Consider the following 19033-nt stretch of genomic DNA (forward strand, 5'->3'; position numbering starts at 1 on the left):
TCCTCGCACAATTAGAACTTGTTCTAGTTGTATCAGACGGAGGTTACGTCGCGCTCGGATAGGGGCCTCAACTGGGACGACGTCCTCGTCGGTCGACCGTGCCGGGCGCTATCCGCGGGGCAAACCCAGAATACGTTCTGCCGCCGCGGTGCGCAGGATCTGCGTGGTTCCACCGGCGATCGACAGGCACCGGTTCTGCAGGAACTGATCGGACATGTTCCCGAGCAGCACACCGTCCGCCCCGAGGAGATCGAGACCGAATTCCGGTACCGCCTGCCGATGGTGCACACCGAGCAGTTTCCGGACGCTCGACAGTGCCCCCGGGTCGTGCCCGGCGAGACGCTGGGTGACCGCGCGGGCATCGATGACCCGTCCGACCTGAGCCTCGGCGACAAGAGTCCCGAGTCCCGCCAACTCCGCCGCGTCGAGCTCCCTGCCCGCCTCGGTGATCGCGCTCAGAACCATCTCCATCTCGGCACCCAGCCCCGATCCGCCCATCGCGACGCGTTCGTTGGCGAGCGTGGTGCGCGCCAGCCGCCAGCCGCCGTTCACCTCGCCGACCACGCAGTCGTCGGGCACGAACAGTCCGTCGAGGAACACCTCGTTGAAGTTCGCACGGCCGGTGAGCTCACGCAGCGGCCGGATGTCGATGCCCGCGGACGCCATGTCGACCAGGAAGTAGGTGATGCCCTTGTGTTTGGGCGCATCGGGATCGGTGCGCGCCAGGCAGACGCCCCAGGTCGCGTTGTGTGCCTGCGACGTCCAGATCTTCTGCCCCTGCAGCTGCCACCCACCGTCGACACGAGTTGCCTTGGTGCGCAATGCCGCCAGGTCCGATCCCGCTTCCGGTTCGCTGAACAGCTGACACCAGACGATGTCGCCGGCGAGCGTCGGGGCGACGAATCGTTCCCGCTGGTCGTCGGTGCCGTGTTCGAGGATCGTCGGGATCGCCCAGGCGCCGATCACCAGATCCGGCCGGACGACGTCCACGCGGTCGAACTCCGCGTCGATGAGGAGCTGCAGCGCGGGCTCGGCCGCCAGTCCGTAGGGCACGGGCCAGTGCGGCATCAGGTAGCCCGACCGCGCCAGCTCCGGTCGCCTGTCCTCCGCCTCGATGGCCGCGAGACGTTCGATTTCCGCCCGGACCTCGGCGCGACGACCTTCCACCGAGGACAGGTCGATCTCGAATTCACGTCGCGCACCGGACAATCCGGCCCATCCCAGTGCGCGCCGGGCCGCGGTGCCGTTGCCCAGCACCGAACGCGCGACCGATGCCGCGCGCAGGTACAGCTGGGCATCGTGCTCGAAGGTGAAGCCGATCCCGCCGAGCACCTGTACACAGTCCTTGGCGTTGGCGACGGCGACGTCGGCCGTCTCCACATCGGCGACGAGACGGCACAGGTCGAGTTGGGCCTGCGCGCGCCCGTCGCCCGGAGCGTTGCGGACGGCATCGACCGCGTTCGCGATGTCCCAGGCCGCGGCGGTGAGTTCCTCGCTGCGGCACAACATGTCGGCGCAGATGTGTTTGACGGCCTGGAACGAACCGATCGGCGAGCCGAACTGGGTGCGCACCTTGGCGTAGTCGACGGCGGCGTCCAGCGACCACCGGGCCACACCGCTCTGGTAGGCCGCGAGCGTCGCCGACAGGACACCCGCGACGGTGCCCGCATCCGGGATCGCGATGAGGTCGGCGTCGTCGATGCCGGTCAACCGGACCCGTGACACCGACTCGAGTCCGGACAGCGGCGGCTGCGGCTCCACCTCGGCGGTGCCCGTCCCCGGTGGGACGACGACCCATCCGTCACCGACCGGCACGAGCAGTGCGCACCCGTCGACGTACCCGCCGACGAGGCCGAGATCGAGGGTTCCGCCATCGAGCGTGAGTCCCGTTCCGCTCGCCGCCGCGGTGTACGCGGTCGCGGGGACCGTGGCGGGCGTCTCACCCGCGGCGAGCGCGCCCAGCAGGTCGTCGGCGCGTTCGTCGGTTACGGTGGCCAGCGCGAGTGCGGTCACGACCGTGGGCCCGATCGGCCCCGGTACGAGACTCGCCCCGCACTGTTCGATCATCGCGGCGACGTCGGCGAAGGTCGCGCCGAAGCCCCCACGGGCCTCGGGCAGGGCGGCGGCGAACAGCCCGAATTCGGCGAGCTGGGCGAACAGCCCGGCCCACTGGTCGGCGGGCTTGTCGATGTCCGCGCGGACCAGCTCGGCGGTACGGGCACCCTGTGCCCAGGTGGCGATCGCGTCGCAGACGGCGATCTGTTCGGTGGACGTGGCGATTGTCACGTGAATCCTCTGAATGTCGAGTTGTGACGGTCAATTAGAACCTGTTCTAATATGCCATGGGTGGTTGCCGACCGGTAGCCACGGTCAACACCTCGACCACGTGAGGATGTACGAGACTCATGACACGCATCGGATCGGCAGGAACATCGGCGGACGCCCCGCCCGATGCCGCGGCCGGGGTGTCGTCGGTCGGGGCCGACACCGGGTCCGCCGCGCAGCGTGAACGCAGGCGCCGGATTCTGGACGCCACCCTCGCACTCGCCTCCAAGGGCGGCTATGACGCCGTCCAGATGCGCACCGTGGCCGAGAAGGCCGATGTCGCGGTCGGCACGCTCTACCGCTATTTCCCCTCGAAGGTCCACCTGCTCGTGACCTCGCTGGCCCGCGAACTCGGCCGCGTCGAGGCGCGCGTGGACCGTTCACAGCTGCGCGGCGACAACGCCATGGAGCGACTGCGCCACGTCCTCGACATGATCACCTACGCGATGCAGCGTGACCCGCTGCTCACCGAGGCCATGACGCGCGCTTTCATGTTCGCCGACGCCTCCGCGACCGCCGAGGTGGATCAGGTCGCGGGCATCATCGATCGACTGCTCGCCGGCGCCATGGTCGAGGAGGGCGAACCCACCGAGGACGATCTGGCCATCGCGCACGTCCTCGCCGACGTGTGGATGTCGAATCTCGTCCAGTGGCTGACGCGCCGCGCATCGGCCACCGACGTCACCAATCGACTCGAGCTGACCGTTCGCCTGCTGCTGCGCGACCGTCCGAGCTGATCGCCCGTCAGCGGCCCTTCACCGGCTTGGCCACGCGCTGCGTGCGATTGAGATCCGCCGCGATCATCGGCCAGGTGCGATGCAGATCGTTCTCCCAGTACTCCCACGAGTGAGATCCGTTGGGGCGCAACAAGGTCTGTGTCGGGATGCGTAGCTGCCGCAGCCGGTCGGCCATGTCGCGCGTGCACGCGTTGATCGCCGCCTCGATGACACCGCCGAGGACGACCTGATTCGCCAGCGTCATCGGGTCGCCGTCGACACCGCGGGCATCGATCCGGTCATACGGCCCGGGCAATCCGGAACCGCTGGTCATGTACACCTTGGTGCCACGCAGTTTCGCAGCGTGGATGTAGGGATCGTTGGCACGCCAGCCGGGGCCGCCCATCGGGCCCCACATGTTGTTCACGTCGGCCCGTCCGCGGTCACCGACGACCATGCGGATGTAGGTCTGCCCCAGCGGATCACTCGTTCGCGCGCATCCGCTGTACGCGGCAACCGCGCGATACAGCCGGGGTGCGGCGATGGCGAGGTTGAGCACCGACGTGCCCGCCATCGAGATCCCGGCGATGGCGTTGGCCTTCGTCGTGTTGAATTCCTTGTCGATCAGCGGGGGCAGTTCCTTGGTCAGGAAGGTCGACCACTTGTTGCGGCCCAGCGCGGGATCGTCACGTTCCCAGTCGGTGTAGTACGAGAACGCGCCGCCGACGGGGGTGACCACGTTGACGTTCTTGTCGGCGAAGAACTTCTCGTAGTCGGTCTTCATCGCCCAGCTCGCGGAGTCCTCCCCACCACCCGCGCCGTTGAGCAGGTAGAGCGTCGGACTCGGCTTGCTGGTATCGCGCGGCCGCAGGACCGTCACCGGGATCATCTTGTCCATGGAGGCCGAATAGACGATCGCGGTGACCCGATGCGCCGAATCGTGGATCACCGTGTCGATGTGGGACTTCGGCGCCGGGTCCGCCACTGCGGACGTGGCGCCGAACGCGAGCGTGCCCGCCAGCGCGGTACCGATCACCGCCGCGGTCCGCTTGGCCAACCGACCATTGCCACCACACCAACGCACCATCAGACCCTCCAGCCACTCCAGTCACACTAGTAACTGAGAGTATCCGACTCGTGCGTCCTCACCAAAGTCGGTGACCGGCTTGTTAGCCAGTTGTGACGTGCGACGATGGCGATCCGACGGTGCGTCCGGCGAGACTCAGCGATGCGTGAACGTCGGGTCGCGCTTGTCCACGAAGGCGGCCATGCCCTCGGTCTGATCCTCGGTGGCGAACGTCGAGTAGAAGAGGGTCCGCTCGGCGCGCAGGCCTTCGGTGAGTGTGGTCTCGAAGGCCCGGTTGACCGCATCCTTGGCCAGGGTCGACGCGATGAACGACTTCCCGGCGATCGTGGCGGCCACTTCTTTCGCGGTGGACAGGCAGTCGGTGGCCGGCACCACCCGCGACACCAGACCGGCGCGTTCGGCCTCGTCGACCTTCATCTGACGGCCGGTGAGCACGAGATCCATGGCCTTGGCCTTGCCGACCGCGCGCGTCAGCCGCTGCGATCCGCCGATGCCGGGGATGACACCGAGGTTGATCTCCGGCTGGCCGAAGACGGCGGTGTCGCCGGCGATCAGGATGTCGCACAGCATCGCCAGCTCACAGCCGCCGCCCAGGGCGTAGCCGTTCACGGCCGCGATGATCGGCGTGCGCAGACGCGCCAGGTCGTCCCAGGCACCGAAGAACTGTTCGGTGACGACGTCGGCGTACGACTTCGACGACATCTCCTTGATGTCCGCGCCCGCCGCGAACGCCCGGTCGGACCCCGTGATGACGATGGCGCCGATATCCGGGTCGCGGTCGAATTCGGTTGCCGCACCGACGACCTCACCCATCAGAGTGGTATTCAGCGCGTTGAGCGCCTTGGGCCGGTTGAGGGTGATGATGCCGACGCGGCCGTCGCGTTCGACGATGATCGTCTCGTGGTCAGCCATCTGGATTCTCCTGTGTTCGGTGATTGTCGTGCGTCACTGGATGTCGAGTTCGAGACCGTCGGGCAGCGGCGCGAAGAAGGCGTCCACGGTCTCCTCGGACACCTCGCCTGCACTTGTCGGTGACCAGGCCGGGTTCCGGTCCTTGTCGATCACCTGGGCGCGAATCCCTTCTGCCATGTCCGGATGCAGCAGGCTGCGCAGGGACACCCGGTACTCACGACGCAGCGTATCGGGCAGCGCCGGGTGCACGTCGCGAAGGGACCGCAGGGTGACGGCGAGTGCGGTCGGGCTCTTCGCGGCGATGGTGTCGGCGGTCGCGGTCGCCGAATCAGTTCCCACCGAACGGCACCGATCGATGATCTCGGCGACCGTATCCGCGGCGAATGCCTCGCTGATCCACTCCCGGTCGGCCTCGAGCGCGGACACCGGCGGCTGCTGGGCGAAGGTCGCGAGCGCCTCGTCGAGGCCGTGCTCGATCAGCGCGGCCCGGAAGGCGGGCAGATCGTCGGCCGGGATGTAGTGATCGGCGAGGCCGAGCGCGATGGCGTCGGCGCCACGCAACGAGCCGGCAGTCAGGGCCGCATAGACACCAAGGCCGTCGGCGACCCGCGCCAGCAGATGCGTCCCGCCGACGTCGGGGACGAATCCGATCCCGACCTCGGGCATCGCCAGGCGCGTGCGATCGGTGACGATCCGGGTGTTCGCGTGCGCCGAGATCCCCACACCTCCGCCCATGACGATCCCGTCCATGATCGCGACATACGGCTTCGGATACTCCGCGATCTCCGCGTTCAGCCGGTATTCGTCGGCCCAGAACTCCGCGGACGCACAGGCCGCGGCCTCCGCATCGCCGGCACCGGAAGAACTGAGCGCCGATGCATCCCGATGGATCGCGACGATGTCGCCACCCGCGCACAGACCGCGCTCCCCCGCGCCGGACAACACCACGGCAGCAATCGAGGCATCCTCGGCCCAGGCTCGCAGCGCGGAGTCCATCGCGGTCACCATCGGATGATCCAGCGCGTTGATCGACTTCGGACGATTGAGCGTCAGCGACGCTATCGGCCCGTCGATCGACGTCAGAACGGATGATTCGTCGGCCATGAACACTCCTGCTCGTCAAGGGTCAGCACGTAGATGGTTGCATATCCTAGTAACCATCTCAACGTCGATTCATCACTCGGACGAACCGCTCACACAAGCGGGCAGTCGTCGAAAGTCAGGGCGCGGCGGTGTGGCCGGGCAGTCGGCGGCGAGGACCAGCCGCACGGCAGTATCGGATCACATTTTGTATCCAATCTGCTAGGGTCTCGCTCATGGCTACTGACAGCACTCCCGCCGAGGCAACGATCCGGACGGCCTTCGCCGACGGCGTCGCCCGTCTCACCCTCAACAATCCGCGGCGCAAGAACGCGATCACGCTGGACATGGCCGCGGATATCGAGCAGTTCTGTGATCGGGTCGAGTCGGATACGACGATCGGTGTCGTGGTGGTCGATGCGGCGGGCGAATACTTCTGCAGCGGCGCCGACACGCGGAATCTGGCCAGCGCGTCCGACAATCCGGCCTCCCCCGAGGCCGTCAAGAACATCTCCGCCGTCTATTCGGCGTTCGTCCGCGTGGGAAGCCTTCCGGTGCCGACGATCTCGGTGGTGATCGGCGGTGCGGTGGGCGCCGGACTGAACCTCGCCCTGGCCACCGATATCCTGCTGACGACCCCGGATGCGGTGCTGGACAGCGGTTTTCTCGGACGCAGCATCCATCCGGGAGGCGGCCATCTGTCGCTGCTCGGGCGTGCCGTCGGGTGGTCCGAGACCATCGCGATGGCTGCCTGCGGCCAGGCGCTGAGCGGGACCGAGGCCGTGGCGCGCGGACTCGCTCACACCGCGGCACCGGTGGCCGACCTGCCCGGCATCATCGATCGACTGACCGGCCCCGCGGCCGCCGACCCGGAACTCACCCGCCGCATCATGAACAGCGCGCGGCTGGAACTCGGCCCGCCCGCGGTGAACTGGTCGTCGGCGCTGGAGATCGAGCGTGGCGTGCAGATGTGGTCGATGTCCCGAAAGGGCAAGCAGGCCTGGTCGTCTCGCGGACCGGGCAAGTAGCCGCATGACCACCGCGCCACCGGCCACGACACTGTCCGCACTTCGCGCGGACGTCCGAACCTTCCTCCGTGAGGAGATCGACACCGGCCGCTTCACGCCGGACACCGACAGTTGGATGACCGGATTCGATCCGGAGTTCAGTGCACGCCTCGGCGCCCGCGGTTGGCTCGGGATGACGATGCCCACCGAGTACGGCGGCCAGGGACGAACGGCAACAGAGCGTTTCGTCATCACCGAGGAGTTGCTGGCGCACGGTGCACCGGTCGCCGCGCACTGGATCGCCGACCGGCAGATGGCCCCGGGCATCCTCGCCAACGGCACCGACGACCAGAAGCGACGCTACATCCCCGCGATCGCCGAGGGCCGGATGTTCTTCGCCATCGGCATGAGTGAACCCGATGCCGGCTCGGATCTGGCGAGCGTACGCACCCGAGCCGTCGACAACGGCGATACCTGGACCATCACCGGAACCAAGGTGTGGACCACCGGAGCACACCTCGCGCACGCGATGATCCTGTTGGCGCGCACCGACGGTCGACCCGACGACCGTCAGTCGGGCCTCTCGCAATTGCTCGTCGACCTACCGCACCCCGACATCGAGATCCGTCCGATTCGCAGCATCGACGGCCAGGCACATTTCAACGAGGTCATCTTCCACGACGCCGTGGTGCCGAAATCCGCGCTGCTCGGCGAACGCGGTCGGGGATGGTCGCAGGTGATGTCGGAACTGGCATTCGAACGGTCGGGGCCGGAACGGTATCTGAGCACGATGCCCCTGCTGCGCTCCTGGGCGGAACGGCTCCGGGCCGATGGCGCCACCGCGGAGGAGCGCAGCACCCTCGGCGCGCTCACGGCACAGGCCTGGGCACTACGTCAGATGTCCCTGCGGGTGGCCGACGAGCTCTCGCGGGGCGGCACACCCGACGTCCTCGCGGCGATGGTCAAGGATCTCGGCTCGGCATTCGAAGGCGATCTCGTGCAAGCGATCCGGGCATCGAGCGGGATCATCGCCCGACGCGACACCGACGATCCGTTCGCACGCCTCCTGGCCCACGGGGTCCTGCACACACCGGCATTCACCCTGCGGGGCGGGACCAATGAGATCTTGCGCGGCATCGTCGCCCGCGGATTGGGGATTCGATGAGCACCCTGCGATCAGAGGTCCTCGCCGGCGTCGCGACCATCCTGGACCGGGTCGACATCGACACCGAAACGCCCTGCACAGGAATCGATTCCGGAGTCTGGTCACAACTGAGTGCGTCCGGTTTCACCGCTCTGGACGCCCTGGGAGACGGCGAGTACGACGACGATTCACCTAACCAGCAGGACGTCCTCGCCGTGGTGGGGGCACTGGCGCGTCACGGCGCCCTCACCCCTGTCATCGAGCACGGGACGGCGGCATGGTTATGCGCACGAGCCGGATATCCGCTCGCCGAGAACACCACGGCAGCCCTGGCACTCGGGTTCGACGGAACCAGCCGAACGGATGGCGATCACGTCGTCATCACCGGGACCGCCACCGACATTTCCCATCTGGAGAATGCGGATGTGCTGGTCCTGCTGATACCTGCGACGAACGGGTCCGGCACGGTCGCCGTCATCGACGCGACGGGCGACGGAGTCACCGCGAGCGTGGGTCACGACCTGATCGGGCTCCCGGTGGCCGACGTCGTACTCGCCTCGGCACCAACTCTTTTCCACGCGCCGTCGCCGGTGGAGCCCGACGACATCCGGGCACGAGTTGCCCTGGGATATGCGACGGCCCTCGCCGGGGCCGCGCGCGCCGTTCTCGACACGACACTCGCCTACGCGGGTGACCGCGAACAGTTCGGGCGCGCTCTGACGCGGTTCCAGGCCATCCAGCAGACTCTTGCCGGACTGGCGGCGCGGACCACGCTGATGGAGACCGCCACCGATGCGGCGGGCGAGCGGCCGACGTCCACCACCATCGCGGCGGCGAAGTCCGTCACCTCCCGGTACGCCGAGGAGGTCGCGGCGGCCGGCCACCAGGTCCACGGTGCCATCGGCTTCACCGCCGAATATCCGTTGGGCCGCTTCACCACATCGCTGTGGACCTGGCGTGACCGCGCGGGCGACGAGCACGTATGGAATGAACGGATCGCCGCGCGCATCCTCGACGAGGGTGCCGATCCATGGGACCTCATCGTGGGTGAGACCGAATGACCGACATCGACGGTGCCGCCGCCTGGTCCGCATCCTCGGCGGCTCCGGCCACCACACCTCTGCACGGCATACGGGTACTGGATCTCAGCCGTGTGCTGGCCGGTCCGTACACGACGCAGATGCTCGCCGATCACGGCGCCGACGTCATCAAGGTGGAGGGACCGGCCGGCGACGAAACCCGCGGCTGGGGACCGCCGTTCACCGACGACGGGAGCAGCAGCGCCTACTTCTCCGGCCTCAATCGCGACAAACGCAACCTCTGTCTGGATCTGCGCACCGACGAGGGGCAGGAGATCCTCGGGCATCTCCTCGCGGGCGCCGACGTCGTGGTGGAGAACTTCAAGGCCGGCACCATGGCCCGCTGGGGATTCGACTATGAGACGGTGCTCGCCGAGCGGTTCCCCGAGCAGATCTATTGCCGCATCACCGGATACGGCGTCGACGGTCCCCTCGGCGGACTACCGGGATACGATGCGGTGCTGCAGGCCTACGGTGGGTTGATGAGCGTCAACGGCTACGCCGACCGCGGTCCGCTCCGGGTCGGGGTGCCGATCGTCGACATGACGGCCGCGGGTCTCGCCTTCAGCGGAATCCTCCTCGCCCTGTTCGAGCGGATGCGCAGCAACCGCGGACAACTCGTCGACATCACCCTTCTCGACGCCGTCGTCTCGATCCTGCACCCGCACACCGCCAACTGGGCAACCGCCGACACCGTGTCCCCACGGACCGGCGACCAGCATCCGACGGTCGTGCCCTACCAGGTCTTCGCCGCGGCCGACGGCGATCTGTTCATCAGCGCGCTCAACGATCGCCAATTCCGCTCCCTCACCGACGCCCTCGGCATCCCGGACGTCGCCTCGGATCCGCGCTTCGCCTCGAATGCGCAGCGCCATGCGAATCGCGACGACATGATCGCGCTACTCCAGGACCGCATCCGCACCTTCGAACGCGACGACCTGGCGCCGCGCCTCGAAGCGGCCGGCGTGGCGGCCGCACCGGTCAACACCGTCGACCAGGCGTTGACCACGGAACAGGTTCGTCATCGGGGCCTGTTCGTCGAGAACGACGACTACCGCGGTGTCGGGGTGCCCATCTCTCTGAGCCGGTCGACGACCCGGCCACCGACGACCCCGGTGGCGCGCGGTGCGCATACCGATGAGATCCTCACTGCCATGGGATATTCGGCGGACGACGTCGCGGCGTTGCGCACCGCGCAGGTTCTCGGACCGGACGCCGGCTGATGGCCGGACAGACCGCGGCACGTGTTGCCGACGATATCGAACGGATGATCCTGTCCGGGGTGCTGCTCCCCGGACAGCCGATCCGGCAGGAGTCGATGGCCGAGACGCTCGGGGTGAGCCGTCTGCCGATCCGGGAGGCACTGCGGCACCTCACCACACAGGGTCTCGTGCGACACGAGCCGAACGTCGGCTACACCGTCGCCCGCCTCGATCCGGGCGAGTTCGACCAGATCTACCGCATGCGTGCCGCTCTCGAACGTGAAGTGCTGTCGGCGATTCCCCGACTCGATGCCGGAGCCCTGCAGGAGATCCGCGAACTCGGCGTCCTGGTGTCCGAGGCGGCCGATGCCGGCGACGTTCCCACCATGCGTATCAGTAACCAGCGCTTCCACTTCGCCATGTTCGAGCAGTCCGGCCTCCACCTGATCGTCGCCGAGCTCCGTCGACTCTGGAACCTGGCGATGCCGTATCACGCGGCCTATCTCTACGATCCGGCCGCACGCCGCCGGGTGTGCGCCGAACACGACATGATGGTCGAGGCGCTGGCCGACGGCGACAATGTCCGGCTGGTGGAGTTGATGGAGGAACACCGCAACGGCGGTGAGACGAGTACCGGTGCGCTGCTGGGTGATTCGGCCGCCGGCAGCCGCTGATCGACGGTTGGGTCGGTGATCTCGATACGCACGCTCGCTCCGCTCGCGGGCTACTCGATCAACGGGGGGTCGATCCGCTCGCGGGCTACTCGATCAACGGGGGGTCGCTGCGCTCGCGGGCTACTCGATCAACGGGCGGCGCGACTCGATCGACGACTCCTTCTCGCCGGTCGAGTAGGCGGCGAGCGCAGCGAGCCACCGTATCGAGACCCCTGCTCACGGCATCCGTTCACCGAGCCTGTCCCGCAACGCTTCCCGGAGCCAGACCGGTTCGACGACGGTGAGCGGTACGTCGAACATCAGGAACCAGAGAACACGGTCGGCGCGCTCGCCGTCCCCGATGCGGAGAGTCGCCCGCACGCGACCGTCCGGTCCGTCGACGGCGGTCACCTTCTCCACGATCAGCGGCGCACTGATCCGCGCGACATCGTCGGGCGCACAGTCGATCACCACCTCGAGTGGCGTGAACTGTGAGCGGAAGGACGCGCGCCGACGCTCCCACACCTCGGCGAGGTCGACGTCGTCGGTCCGCTGCGCGGGTTCGTCGAGAATCTCCACGTCGGCCATTCGGGACACCCGGTACATCCGCTCCGACGCGGCGGTACCGGAGGCGTGTCCCTCCGGACCGACCACGTGGGCCACGAGGTACCAGACGTCGCCCGCGGCGATGAGTCCGATCGGATCGACGACGCGTAGGGCTGCCTCGTCCGCGCCGCGCCGCGTGTAGCGCAGTCGGACGCGGAGGCCGGCGAAGACGGCCTCCTGCAATGGTTCCAGTGCATCGACTTCCGGCGCCTCGCGTACAAATCCCTCGGGCCGGACGAGAACACGTTGAGCGGCTCGTGCCGCACGCTGTCGTTGCTGATCCGGCATCGCGGCCGCGACCTTGCGCATCGCACTCGTGAACGCGGGCGAGTCCAGACGTCCCGTCCCCGCGAGCAACGAGGTCGCCTCGTCGACGGTCAGCCCGGTGAGGTCGGTGCGATATCCGGGCAGCAGGGCAAAGCCTCCGTGCCGTCCCCGCTCGGCATACACCGGGACGCCGGACAGCGAGAGCGAGTCGATGTCGCGCAGCACAGTGCGTTCGGAGACCCCGAGTTCGGCGGCCAGGGCGGCAGCGGTGATCCGCTCATGCCGCTTCAGCAACATGAGCACGGCGATCAACCGTTCCGCACGCATATCCCGAATCCTCCCCCGAAATCATGACAGAAGATGTCAGGTATCGGGGTTTGACTGACTGATGTCACCGAACGACGAAAGGACATCCCGATGACCGCACAGCCCGCAGATCCCCGTCCGTACTACGCCGCCGCCACCTCATGGGTGACCGCCCTACTCGAGGGCGTCACCGACGATCAGCTGGGTTTCTCCACACCGTGCACGGAATTCGACGTCCGCGCCCTGGCCGGCCACCTGATCGGCACCGCATGCCGTGCCGTGGCCCTCGGTCAGGGCGACGACGCGATGACCGTCAACACCGCCGACGCCCGGCACGATGCCGCGACGTACGCGGAGCTCACCGGTCGCGCCATCGATCTGTGGTCGGACGACGCCACGCTCGTCCGGATGGTCACGGTCCCCTGGGGCGAGGTACCCGGCGCCGGCGCGCTCTGGGGATATGTCAACGAAACCCTCACCCACGGTTGGGATCTCGCCACCGCGACCGGGCAGGACAGTGAGGCCGATCCGGCAATCGTCGAGGCCACACTGGCCGTCGCACGACAGTTCATCCCCGCAGAGATCCGCGCCGACGACGCGGTTCCGTTCGCCGCCGTCGTCGAATCCGCACCCGACGCGGGGCCCACCGAACGTCTGGCCAACTGGAACGGCCGCAGCTCTCGCTGACCTGTCCGATACCGCTCGCCATCCGAGGCGAGCGGTATCGCGGTAGCGGTCAGGAAGCGACGCGGCGCTCGTCGGCTCGCCCCCGCCACCGCCGACACACCTATCATGGGAACAATGTCCGACATCCGCGAACCCGAGAAGCGCGAACCGGACAGTCCCCTCACCGCGTCGGCGCCCACCACGCGTGACGGCGTCTTCGCGTCGCTCGCCAACCCCAATTACCGCCTCTACTTCTTCGGTCAGGCGATCTCCCTCATCGGCACCTGGATGCAGGCCACGGCGCAGGCGTGGCTGGTCCTGACGCTCAGTGATTCCGCGTCGATCCTCGGGCTGATCGTGGCCCTACAGGCACTGCCGATCCTGTTCCTCGGCCCGTACGCGGGGGTGATCGCCGACCGGGTGGACCGCCGACGGCTGATGATCATCCTGCAGTCGGTGATGGGTCTGCTGGCCGCTGTCCTCGCGGTACTCACGCTGACCGGTGCCGTCCGGATCTGGCACGTCGGTGTATTGGCCCTGCTGCTCGGCCTCAACAACGCCTTCGAGAATCCGGCACGGCAGGCATTCATTCATCAGATCGTCGGCCAGGCGCTGATCCGAAACGCCGTCACCCTCAACTCGGTGATGGTCAATGCCGCCCGCGCGATCGGTCCGGGCGTGGCCGGCGTACTCCTCGCCGCCGTGGGCGCCGGGTGGTGTTTCACCATCAACGCGATCAGTTTCGTCGCGGTTGTCGTCTCGCTGGTCGCGATGAACACCGCGACCATCGAACGCGAGGAACGGGTGGTCCGGGCGAAAGGCCAGCTCCGTGAGGGCTTTCGCTACATCGCGGGGATCCCCGCACTGTGGGTGCCTCTGGTGATGATGGCGCTGGTGGGCACCCTTGCCTACGAATTCCAGGTCTCCCTGCCCGCTGCCGCGAAGGACACCTTCGAGGGCGGCCCCCAGGCACTGGGCTTCATGACGTCGGCCATGGGTCTCGGCGCGGTCGTCGGCGGACTCCTGGTCGCGGCGAGGGGAACGACCGGCGTGCGCCCCCTGACCATCGCGGCCGCGGGCTTCGGGGTGACCATCGCGCTGACCGCGATCTCCCCCAATCTCACGGTTGCCGTCATCGCGCTGTTCTTCGTCGGATGGCTGAGTGTGACGTTCATGTCCACCGGCAACGCCACCCTGCAACTGAATTCGGACCCGCAGATGCGTGGCCGGGTCATGTCCCTGTGGTCGGTGTCGTTCATGGGCACCACCCCCATCGGTGGCCCGATCATCGGCGCCATCTCCGAGGCCGCGGGTGCACGGGCCGGACTGGCCGTCGGCGCCGTGGCCTGCTTCCTGGCCTCAGCACTCGGGGTGGCGGTGTGGCGACACCGGCACGCGCCCGCACGATATCCACTCAGCCGGATGGAGTAACGTCTCCGCAGACATTCGGGCCGTGTGCACATCGTCGTGCCATGCGACGTCGGAAATCCGTGCGAGTGAATGCGACTCGCGTCCGGGCCAACACCTTCGCCGGACGGATGTCGTCGCGCGCAGCGCGGTACCGAGCGACAGGAGGGCGACGATGGTTACCGAACAACCGGCGACAGCCCATCCGAAGTCCGGCAAGCCGGACGAAACCCCCACGGTCGCACCGGAAGACACCAACGGCTCCGAGCCTGCACCGAAGAAGCGTGACAAGCACCTCTATCAGGTGGACCTGGTGCGCCTCGTCACGTTCGGAGGCGTGATCCTCGATCACGTCGTCCTGGGCATCGCGACACCGGTGAATGTCGCCGCGGGCGGCCTCGGACTGCTCCTGCGCTACACCCGCTACGGGTTCTTCGCCCTCACCGGCTTCGTCCTCACCTACCAGTACCGCAACCGGGAACTGAAAGCGATCCCGTTCTGGCGCCGCCGCTACAAGCTGATCGGCCTGCCCTTCCTGGTGTGGTCGCTGTTCTATTGGACCTACGGCCGCTACGAGGGTGGCGGATTTGCCGGGCTGAGAACATATTTCGACTCATTGAGTCACCTGGTTACGACCGCGAAGAGTATCGGGTATGACCTGATCACCGGAAATGCCTGGTATCACCTGTATTTCCTGTCCGTCAGCATGCAGATCTACGCGATCTTCCCGCTGCTGTTGTGGATTCTGCGCCGCACCTGGGGATTTCACCGCTACCTGCTGGCGCTGAGCCTCGCGTTCCAGGTGACCATCATGTACCTGATGGTGCGCCCGCCGCTGCCGATCTTCGACGACGGCCCGCTCGGCACCCTGTGGCGGCATCTGGTGGTGACGCTGTTCCCCTACCAGTTCTTCGTGCTCGCCGGCTGCGTGGCCGCGATGCACTACGAGGCCTTCCAGGCATTCATGGTGCGGTGGCGGTGGCAACTGCTCGGGCTCGGCTCGCTGATCATTCTCGCGACGCTGCTCTACTACGTGGACGAGGTGGACAGCGGCACCAGCGTGACACGTGCGACCAACGCCTTCATGCTGCAGAACACCCTGGCCTATGTCGCGATCATCGTCATGCTCTACGTCTTCGGCACGATGTGGCAGAACCGCAGGCGGCCCGGCTCCGTCACCGACGCGGTCATGCGCACCGCGTCCGATCGATCCTTCGCCATCTACCTGTCACACGCACTGGTGCTCGCGGAGTTGCGCCCACAGATCCTCGAGAACCTGGACAAGTCACCCGGCGTGGTGATCGCCGCATCCTTCGTCGCCACCGTCGTGCTGACCGTCTTCGTGGTGGAAGTGTTGCGGCGCAGCCCCATCAGCCTCATCACCACGGGTCGCAGCACCATCGACTGGCGCGAGCAGAACGCCGGACGATCGATGGCGGTCGGCATCGCCGCCGTTGTTCTCGGCCTCGTCGTGCGGGTCCTCTTCGACATTCAGGCGGCCACCCTCGTGTCGGCGACCGGCGCACTGCTGATCATCTCGGCGGTCGCCGTGTACCGGCACCGCTACCGCGCGGCACAGTCGGTCGTGGCCTGACCGGTCGACTCAGGCCAGCGCGGCGACGACCAGTTCGGCGACCGCGGCCCTGCCGCGCGCATTCGGATGAAACGGCACCGGTCGTTCGAGCCCGTGCAGCCACGGCTCCGGCGAGCACACCGTGTGCGACGCACCGGCTTTCGATGCCTCCACCAGTTGCGCGCCGGTGCGGGCCGCCGCCATGGCGGTCGCCTGGGCCAGTCCGCCGAACACCTGCATGGTGGTGGCCGCCTGCGCGGGCGTCAGCGGAGCGCGTGCACAGACATCGGCGGCCGAGGCCAGTGCGGGCGGGTAGTCGACGACCAGGATCCGCGCATGCGGCGCGCGGGCACGGACCGTGGTCACCAACGCGGCGATGTCGCGTTCGACGAGTGTGTAGTCGACGGCGGTCGGTGCCGGCCGGACGACGTGGCCGCGCACGCATTGACGGAGTCCGGCCGCCGGACCGACCGCGTTCGTGCACGCCTCGGTCGTGAGCCGGCCCACATAGCCGAGATCGTTACCGCCGGTCGTGATGGTCACGACGTCGGTATCGCTTGTCACGGCACCGATCTGGGGGCGGAGTCGATGGCGGCCCTGTGGCTGATCGAGAAGATTGTCGGTCGTCGCGCCGGAACACGACATGTCGGTCAGCCGCATACCGGTCGCGGCCGCCACCCGGTGGGGATAGTCGTCGCGCGTCCGGAAGCAGATCCGGTCCGCCAGCGGCGCGGAGTCGGGGCCGGATGCGTACGAACTGCCCAGCGCGACATACTTTTTGCCCGCATATCGCCCGTCGTGCACATCGGCCCCGCGGTGTGCGGCGTCCCGCGACTCACCGGCCGAATCCGTCTGCGGAGCAGGAAACTCGGGCGCGGCCGTTCCGGGGATCACCACCGAGGCGATCGCAGCACTCGCGGCGACCACCGTCGCGGCACGGGTGAGCAGGGAGCGGCGCATGAGAAGAAGTCTCACACATGCGGTCCCGTGGACCTCACCGGACCGGCGTGATCACGCCCACACTCACCGCAAAACCGTTGTGGGCGGGCGTAAATCGCCGCAATGGTGACCGCGGATCAGAAGATATCCGGCAAATCCGCCGACACCCGATCGGTGAACACGGCGTCACGTTTCTCCAGGAACGCGGTGACCCCCTCGGCGACGTCGGGCATCGTGCCCCGGTAGTAGATCGCCTTCGAATCCGCCTCGTGCGCGACCATCGGGTCGGGCGCACCCGCCATCCGCCACAGCAACTGCCGCGTCAGCGCGAGCGACACCGGCGCCGATCCCGAAGTCAGGTCACGGGCCGCGGCGACGGCCGTCGCGACGACATCCTCCTTGGGGACCACCTGCTGGACCAGGCCGGCGTCGAGCGCTTCTTCCGCCGACACCATCTTCGCCGGCAGGGTCCAGCGCAGGGCCGTCGGCAGTCCGACGAGACGCGGCAGGAACCAGCTCGAACACGCCTCGGGCACCAGTCCGCGCGCCGTGAAGACGAATCCGAAACGCGCGTCGTCGGAAGCGATCCGGATATCCGCGGGCAGCGTCATCGTGACGCCGACACCGGCACACGGACCATTGATCGCCATGACGACGGGCTTCAGCGACTCGAAGATCCGCAGCGTCAGCAGGCCACCCGAGTCCCGGGGCACGACCCCGGGCTCGGACTCCTCGAGTTCGAAGGTCGTCGCACCGGCGCCGAGATCGGCTCCCGCACAGAACGCACGCCCCGTCCCGGTGATGACCACCGCACGCACCGAATCGTCGGCGTCGGTCGCGTCGAGTGCCGCCCGCAACTCCTCCCCCATGCCGAAGGTGAAGGCGTTCAGGCGATCCGGGCGATTCAGCCGGAGGACGGCGATGTCGCCGTCGCGTTCGACGACGATGGCGGACTCTGCGTTCGCGGTGTCAGACAATGAGGGCACGCACTCACCTTACGTGGCTCCCGATCGATCGCTCGGGAAATGATCGATCTCGATCCGTCCTCGGCCAGCGCCTCGGACTACCCGATCAGCGGACCTACGGCCGGGTGAGCAGCGACCAGACGCGCGCGCGAACGCGGCGCACATCCACATCCTCCCCAGCGAGTGTCCGCAAGAACTCGTCGAGCGCCCAGGTGTGCAGGCCACCGTAGCGTCCCGAGTAGATGCCGACACCGCGAATCCCGTACGTATCGGACCGGTCGAACATCGTATAGGCCAGAAGCTGATAGATGTCCACGGTCGGCAGACTGTCCGAACGCACCCCGGTCCGTGGGTTCTTGTGGCCCGCACGCGTTTTGACGTCGATGAGCAGATGATCGGCGATGAGGTCGGCATCCGCGGGACAGTAGTCCGATCCATCGAATGTGGGCCCGAGCTCGTACGGCCCGCGCACATGTGGGACGAAACGGGTCTCCGCCAGCGCCCCCATCTCCCGCAGCTGCCGCAGCCCATCGGCAGGTGCCAATCCGAGCAGTCCGTCGGTGGTGAGACCGCCCGGCCGGGCGAGCAGGCGGCGAAGAGGCGAGCCGGCCACCACCCCTCCGCTCCGGTAGACATCCGTCGTCCACGCGAGGGCCCAGCACGCCCGGCCCAGCGTCTCGGTGTCACCGCCCCGGGCCGCGTCCCTCGCGATCACCGCGACGTCCCCGATCGCCCGGAATTCTGTCGGCCGCTGCACGAAGGCCGCGGTGGCGACCGCCGGGAAGACCGACGGTTCCAGCGTGAACCGCAGTTGGAAATCGAAGGCCGCACCGACGATCGCCGGGTTCGCCGTCCCGGGCTCGACGAGGATCGGACCACTCGTCTCGCGGTAGGTCCGCTGCAGCGGCTTGACGTTCGGGAAGCGCTCGTCGAAATATCTCCGCAGCGGAGAGGACGCGTCCCGCACGGCCCCCGTCAGATTCGTGTACCGATAGGCCATGCCTCGACAGTTCCATATCGGCGACGGCACCGCAGGGGCAGCATGAGTCGATCGCACCCCCGGACAGCAGAAAACCCCGGCGCCACCGGCACCGGGGTT

The 19033-nt window shown here is 67.7% G+C and carries 17 protein-coding genes; 9 read left to right on the forward strand and 8 right to left on the reverse strand.

What is annotated here, in order from left to right; all coding sequences use genetic code 11:
• Positions 1-108 precede the first annotated feature (108 nt).
• Positions 109-2286 carry an acyl-CoA dehydrogenase family protein gene (locus AC4JJG_RS03700; protein ID WP_495398878.1) on the reverse strand — a complete coding sequence of 726 codons (2178 nt, stop codon included), beginning with the start codon at positions 2284-2286 and terminating at the stop codon, positions 109-111.
• Positions 2287-2405: 119 nt separating this feature from the next.
• Between AC4JJG_RS03700 and kstR the strand changes: the two genes are divergently transcribed.
• Positions 2406-3062 (forward strand): cholesterol catabolism transcriptional regulator KstR, encoded by a 657-nt coding sequence (gene kstR, locus AC4JJG_RS03705; protein ID WP_495398877.1) that lies wholly within the window; start codon positions 2406-2408, stop codon positions 3060-3062.
• Between the two features lie 7 nt (positions 3063-3069).
• Here the strand turns inward: kstR and AC4JJG_RS03710 are convergent, their stop codons facing one another.
• The 3 genes from AC4JJG_RS03710 to AC4JJG_RS03720 all read right to left on the reverse strand — a co-directional run bounded on the left by AC4JJG_RS03710 (position 3070) and on the right by AC4JJG_RS03720 (position 6144).
• Complete coding sequence (locus AC4JJG_RS03710) at positions 3070-4077, reverse strand: alpha/beta hydrolase (RefSeq protein ID WP_495399604.1); 1008 nt, start codon at positions 4075-4077, stop codon at positions 3070-3072.
• Between the two features lie 186 nt (positions 4078-4263).
• The gene (locus AC4JJG_RS03715; protein WP_495398876.1) at positions 4264-5040 is read right to left on the reverse strand and encodes an enoyl-CoA hydratase; all 777 of its coding nucleotides are present in this window, start codon (positions 5038-5040) and stop codon (positions 4264-4266) included.
• Between the two features lie 33 nt (positions 5041-5073).
• Positions 5074-6144: an enoyl-CoA hydratase/isomerase family protein gene (locus AC4JJG_RS03720; RefSeq protein ID WP_495398875.1), complete on the reverse strand. Its 1071-nt coding sequence runs from the start codon at positions 6142-6144 to the stop codon at positions 5074-5076.
• Positions 6145-6356: 212 nt separating this feature from the next.
• Between AC4JJG_RS03720 and AC4JJG_RS03725 the strand changes: the two genes are divergently transcribed.
• Genes AC4JJG_RS03725 through AC4JJG_RS03745 form a run of 5 tightly spaced genes read left to right on the forward strand, consistent with a single transcriptional unit; the run spans position 6357 to position 11226 of the window.
• Entirely contained in the window at positions 6357-7148 is a 792-nt protein-coding gene (locus AC4JJG_RS03725; protein WP_495398874.1) for an enoyl-CoA hydratase-related protein, read from the forward strand.
• A gap of 4 nt (positions 7149-7152) precedes the next feature.
• Positions 7153-8292: an acyl-CoA dehydrogenase family protein gene (locus tag AC4JJG_RS03730; protein WP_495398873.1), complete on the forward strand. Its 1140-nt coding sequence runs from the start codon at positions 7153-7155 to the stop codon at positions 8290-8292.
• Positions 8289-9332 carry an acyl-CoA dehydrogenase family protein gene (locus AC4JJG_RS03735; protein ID WP_495398872.1) on the forward strand — a complete coding sequence of 348 codons (1044 nt, stop codon included), beginning with the start codon at positions 8289-8291 and terminating at the stop codon, positions 9330-9332. Before AC4JJG_RS03730 ends, AC4JJG_RS03735 begins: the two co-directional genes overlap by 4 nt.
• Positions 9329-10573 carry a CaiB/BaiF CoA transferase family protein gene (locus AC4JJG_RS03740; protein ID WP_495398871.1) on the forward strand — a complete coding sequence of 415 codons (1245 nt, stop codon included), beginning with the start codon at positions 9329-9331 and terminating at the stop codon, positions 10571-10573. The genes AC4JJG_RS03735 and AC4JJG_RS03740 overlap by 4 nt, the downstream gene beginning before the upstream one ends.
• The gene (locus AC4JJG_RS03745) at positions 10573-11226 is read left to right on the forward strand and encodes a GntR family transcriptional regulator (RefSeq protein ID WP_495398870.1); all 654 of its coding nucleotides are present in this window, start codon (positions 10573-10575) and stop codon (positions 11224-11226) included. Before AC4JJG_RS03740 ends, AC4JJG_RS03745 begins: the two co-directional genes overlap by 1 nt.
• A 216-nt stretch (positions 11227-11442) precedes the next feature.
• On the opposite strand, the gene AC4JJG_RS03750 is transcribed toward AC4JJG_RS03745, so the two are convergent.
• Entirely contained in the window at positions 11443-12405 is a 963-nt protein-coding gene (locus tag AC4JJG_RS03750) for a helix-turn-helix transcriptional regulator (protein ID WP_495398869.1), read from the reverse strand.
• Between the two features lie 90 nt (positions 12406-12495).
• Between AC4JJG_RS03750 and AC4JJG_RS03755 the strand changes: the two genes are divergently transcribed.
• The 3 genes from AC4JJG_RS03755 (at position 12496) to AC4JJG_RS03765 (ending at position 16051) form a co-directional block, all read left to right on the forward strand.
• On the forward strand, positions 12496-13071 hold the full coding sequence (locus AC4JJG_RS03755) for a TIGR03086 family metal-binding protein (RefSeq protein WP_495398868.1): 576 nt from the start codon (positions 12496-12498) through the stop codon (positions 13069-13071).
• Positions 13072-13185: 114 nt separating this feature from the next.
• Positions 13186-14481 (forward strand): MFS transporter, encoded by a 1296-nt coding sequence (locus AC4JJG_RS03760; protein WP_495398867.1) that lies wholly within the window; start codon positions 13186-13188, stop codon positions 14479-14481.
• 151 nt (positions 14482-14632) lie between these two features.
• On the forward strand, positions 14633-16051 hold the full coding sequence (locus AC4JJG_RS03765; RefSeq protein ID WP_495398866.1) for an acyltransferase: 1419 nt from the start codon (positions 14633-14635) through the stop codon (positions 16049-16051).
• 9 nt (positions 16052-16060) lie between these two features.
• Here the strand turns inward: AC4JJG_RS03765 and AC4JJG_RS03770 are convergent, their stop codons facing one another.
• The 3 genes from AC4JJG_RS03770 to AC4JJG_RS03780 all read right to left on the reverse strand — a co-directional run bounded on the left by AC4JJG_RS03770 (position 16061) and on the right by AC4JJG_RS03780 (position 18934).
• Positions 16061-16990: an SGNH/GDSL hydrolase family protein gene (locus tag AC4JJG_RS03770; RefSeq protein WP_495398865.1), complete on the reverse strand. Its 930-nt coding sequence runs from the start codon at positions 16988-16990 to the stop codon at positions 16061-16063.
• Positions 16991-17106: 116 nt separating this feature from the next.
• On the reverse strand, positions 17107-17955 hold the full coding sequence (locus tag AC4JJG_RS03775) for an enoyl-CoA hydratase-related protein (protein ID WP_495398864.1): 849 nt from the start codon (positions 17953-17955) through the stop codon (positions 17107-17109).
• 94 nt (positions 17956-18049) lie between these two features.
• Positions 18050-18934 carry a hypothetical protein gene (locus tag AC4JJG_RS03780; protein ID WP_495398863.1) on the reverse strand — a complete coding sequence of 295 codons (885 nt, stop codon included), beginning with the start codon at positions 18932-18934 and terminating at the stop codon, positions 18050-18052.
• Positions 18935-19033 lie beyond the last annotated feature (99 nt).

Source organism: Gordonia sp. B8661-1 (assembly GCF_059427765.1).

What these genes read in the sequence shown, in the direction of transcription:
- AC4JJG_RS03755 (WP_495398868.1), top strand. Translation starts at nt 12,496, where the DNA reads ATGACCGCACAGCCCGCAGATCCCCGTCCGTACTACGCCGCCGCCACC.
- AC4JJG_RS03760 (WP_495398867.1), top strand. Translation starts at nt 13,186, where the DNA reads ATGTCCGACATCCGCGAACCCGAGAAGCGCGAACCGGACAGTCCCCTC.
- AC4JJG_RS03725 (WP_495398874.1), top strand. Translation starts at nt 6,357, where the DNA reads ATGGCTACTGACAGCACTCCCGCCGAGGCAACGATCCGGACGGCCTTC.
- AC4JJG_RS03735 (WP_495398872.1), top strand. Translation starts at nt 8,289, where the DNA reads ATGAGCACCCTGCGATCAGAGGTCCTCGCCGGCGTCGCGACCATCCTG.
- AC4JJG_RS03750 (WP_495398869.1), bottom strand. Translation starts at nt 12,405, where the DNA reads ATGCGTGCGGAACGGTTGATCGCCGTGCTCATGTTGCTGAAGCGGCAT.
- AC4JJG_RS03770 (WP_495398865.1), bottom strand. Translation starts at nt 16,990, where the DNA reads ATGCGCCGCTCCCTGCTCACCCGTGCCGCGACGGTGGTCGCCGCGAGT.
- AC4JJG_RS03715 (WP_495398876.1), bottom strand. Translation starts at nt 5,040, where the DNA reads ATGGCTGACCACGAGACGATCATCGTCGAACGCGACGGCCGCGTCGGC.
- AC4JJG_RS03730 (WP_495398873.1), top strand. Translation starts at nt 7,153, where the DNA reads ATGACCACCGCGCCACCGGCCACGACACTGTCCGCACTTCGCGCGGAC.
- AC4JJG_RS03740 (WP_495398871.1), top strand. Translation starts at nt 9,329, where the DNA reads ATGACCGACATCGACGGTGCCGCCGCCTGGTCCGCATCCTCGGCGGCT.
- AC4JJG_RS03745 (WP_495398870.1), top strand. Translation starts at nt 10,573, where the DNA reads ATGGCCGGACAGACCGCGGCACGTGTTGCCGACGATATCGAACGGATG.
- AC4JJG_RS03720 (WP_495398875.1), bottom strand. Translation starts at nt 6,144, where the DNA reads ATGGCCGACGAATCATCCGTTCTGACGTCGATCGACGGGCCGATAGCG.
- kstR (WP_495398877.1), top strand. Translation starts at nt 2,406, where the DNA reads ATGACACGCATCGGATCGGCAGGAACATCGGCGGACGCCCCGCCCGAT.
- AC4JJG_RS03780 (WP_495398863.1), bottom strand. Translation starts at nt 18,934, where the DNA reads ATGGCCTATCGGTACACGAATCTGACGGGGGCCGTGCGGGACGCGTCC.
- AC4JJG_RS03765 (WP_495398866.1), top strand. Translation starts at nt 14,633, where the DNA reads ATGGTTACCGAACAACCGGCGACAGCCCATCCGAAGTCCGGCAAGCCG.